Source organism: Paenibacillus koleovorans NBRC 103111 (assembly GCF_004000845.1).
GTDB classification, from domain to species: domain Bacteria; phylum Bacillota; class Bacilli; order Paenibacillales; family NBRC-103111; genus Paenibacillus_AA; species Paenibacillus_AA koleovorans.
This window is the reverse complement of record NZ_BIMA01000228.1, coordinates 1-2,624: the sequence shown is the minus strand read 5'-3', so window position 1 is coordinate 2,624 and position 2,624 is coordinate 1. Positions and strand designations below refer to the sequence as shown.

General features: G+C 44.7%; 2 protein-coding genes. Both read right to left on the bottom strand.

All coding sequences use genetic code 11. The features are described from left to right. Positions 1–479 precede the first annotated feature (479 nt). Positions 480–1,148, bottom strand: a complete 669-nt coding sequence (locus tag PKO02S_RS31845) for a restriction endonuclease (RefSeq protein ID WP_127589294.1) — start codon at positions 1,146–1,148, stop codon at positions 480–482. 132 nt (positions 1,149–1,280) lie between these two features. Then, a partial coding sequence (locus tag PKO02S_RS31840) for a DEAD/DEAH box helicase (protein ID WP_127589292.1) occupies positions 1,281–2,624 on the bottom strand: 1,344 nt, incomplete at its 5' end.

Below are 2,624 nucleotides of genomic sequence, written 5' to 3'. Positions count from 1 at the left end.
ATGCGATAAGATACTTTTTCCATTTAATCATGGTTTGCCTCGCCATCGTTTCGAAAATAAGCATCAATTAAACAAGCTTATGCGTTGTGCTGATGATCGTAACAATATATTTTCCCGCTAAACTTCTGTGGTCGATCAAGACAATATTGTTTCACACGATCGCTTACGGTTTTTCCACATATCGAACAAGCACTATCGTTACTGACACGAACGGAGGTGTAATGTTCCACCGGTTCTATTTCTTGCTTCGGAGTTCTATTCCTCGTGGCTTTCCATATCACAAAACCGATCCGAAGGACCAATAGAAAACCAGCAACTCCAATAGCCCAATCTAGATAAGGTACCTCAACCTTACTCTCAAGGATGCGGCTTCCTACAGCCCACGTAAAGGTTTTTAATATACATAACATGCCTAGTGCACTAACGAGGAACGTAGAAATAGACCTCTTACTCTGTCTAGCCAACTGGTGACTTCCTTTCTAAGGATTTTTAGTTTTCCACTTTTTTAATTTATCGTTAAGAATCAGTCCGTTTATCAACTTAATATTTAACTTATCTGCCGCCTCCTTGGCTGCCACAGTAAAGTTACTGGTTGTAACAATCCATGCATCATAGCAACCATGGACTTGTTTGCCGGCTTTCAACCTCAACACGATGTCATTCCCCACATCCTGCTTCCAACGTTTGCATTGCACGGCTATCTTATATCCTTCCTTGCCCTTCAAAATCAGATCTACTTCATGATCCCCAGATCCCCCGACTCGCTGCACTTGGTACCCCTGGTCCTTGTAATACATTTCCATGAGTCTTTCAAAATCAGTCCCCGACAAAGAATCCACATTTGCATTTTTCACCTCTGCATCTGAAAGTTTCTTATGGCTGGAAGTGGACTGCACAGCGGCTTTGGCTGATTTGGTTTTGGTTGCCGCCTTACTTTGAGAGGATTGCCCTTTGTTTCTTCTCAACCTCTGGGTCCACATGGCTCCTATAATTTCTCCCGTTATTACGCTGACAAAAAGAATAACGAAGAATAACCACCAGATCTTATTTAATCCTGTTAAAAAGAATAACCCTAACCCAATCAAGAGCAAAGTACCTTGCACCATCTTGGCTAATTGTCTACCCTCTGCGTAGTGAGTTCTAGCCACCCTTTACCCTCCATCCTATTCATCACATGAATTATTATTATGAAGGTCCTGTTGGCACACACCTCAAATACCCGCCGAATCTTGTCCAAATGTTCACGCAGGCTGCGATGTTGACGCTATGTATTTGCGCAACTATCCCATATTCTGATTCGTTGAGCCTAACTGAACCCTCTTTTTCACAACTCCATCCAAATACTGCGTAAATTTCGACTCCCCGCTGTAAGTCAGGAACAACCACTCCAGCGCGCGTGTCATCCCAATGTATAGCAAGGATACTTCCCTTTCTTCCACTTCCTCCAGCGGAAAAGGCATATTCTCCACATTGATTAGGAAGACGACTCGAAAATCGAGCCCCTTTGCGCTATCTATAGTAGAGATCTTTACGGTATCCTCATCGCGAATAAACTTACGCTTGGACTCCGCGTTCTCCGTGATCCATGTGTGGGGTAGCTCGTGCTCAGCTAGACTATGCTTAATTTCATCGATGTACGAAGTATGATGACTGTTCTTCACCCTATACAGAATCACGATATCCTGGAGTTGGATTTTCTTCTCTTTGGCCAGAAATTTGATCGACTTGGAGACAAAATTCAGCTCCTCCTTAATCGTTTGAAAGCTCTTGATGATGGGGTCAGGACCTTTTCGCTTGGTCGATTGAGGAGGGATGATCTCTACACCATCAATGGAAGCGTCCCGTACTTTGTTCTTCAACTGGGAGTGCTCCTGATAGAAATCCCAAGCAAAATTCACAACCTGCGCCGTATTCCTGTAGTTAATCGATAGCACCTTGGAGCGCCCGCGAAAATCAAGACCAATATCTTGAACCAAACTAGACTTCCGCTTGAAAATGGATTGAGCACGGTCCTCCACCAGCAGCAACGATTGCGTATCCGGATTCAAACAGACACTCAATAGCTTCAGCCAGTCCGCTTCAAAATCTTGCCCTTCATCAATCATGATTGCATCGTAAAGCGGCAAGATAGCTTCCTGCTTGTCCACTTTTTCAAGAAGTGTCGGGATCTCTAAATCCTTCATTCTCAGGCTGTTCCGAAGCCACTCGTGAAAATTGTACACCTCAATCCGATGGGACGGAGCGTCACCAGGAGTCGTAGACTGAATCAAGTCGAACAAATCCTCCGGCTCATTCATCATCCGCTCAATCATTTGTTGTAGGTTCCGAGACAAAGGGATTCCGTAGCACAACACAAGAATTTTCCACTCTGGATGGGCTTTGGCCAGCATCTTTGCCCGACTCGCCAGCACAAGCGTCTTCCCGCTTCCCGCAACTCCTCGAATGAGCCTATGTTTATCGCCTAGTTGCTTGGCCATATTCTCTTGGTGCAGGTCCATCGTTTTGATATTGTGCAAAGAGAGCAGCAGTTGATCTTGATGGGCAACCGGAGGCTTGAATTCCGCACTAATGCGCACCTCAGGGAATAGATGAAACCGAATCGCTTGAATGTCTTCATTTGATAA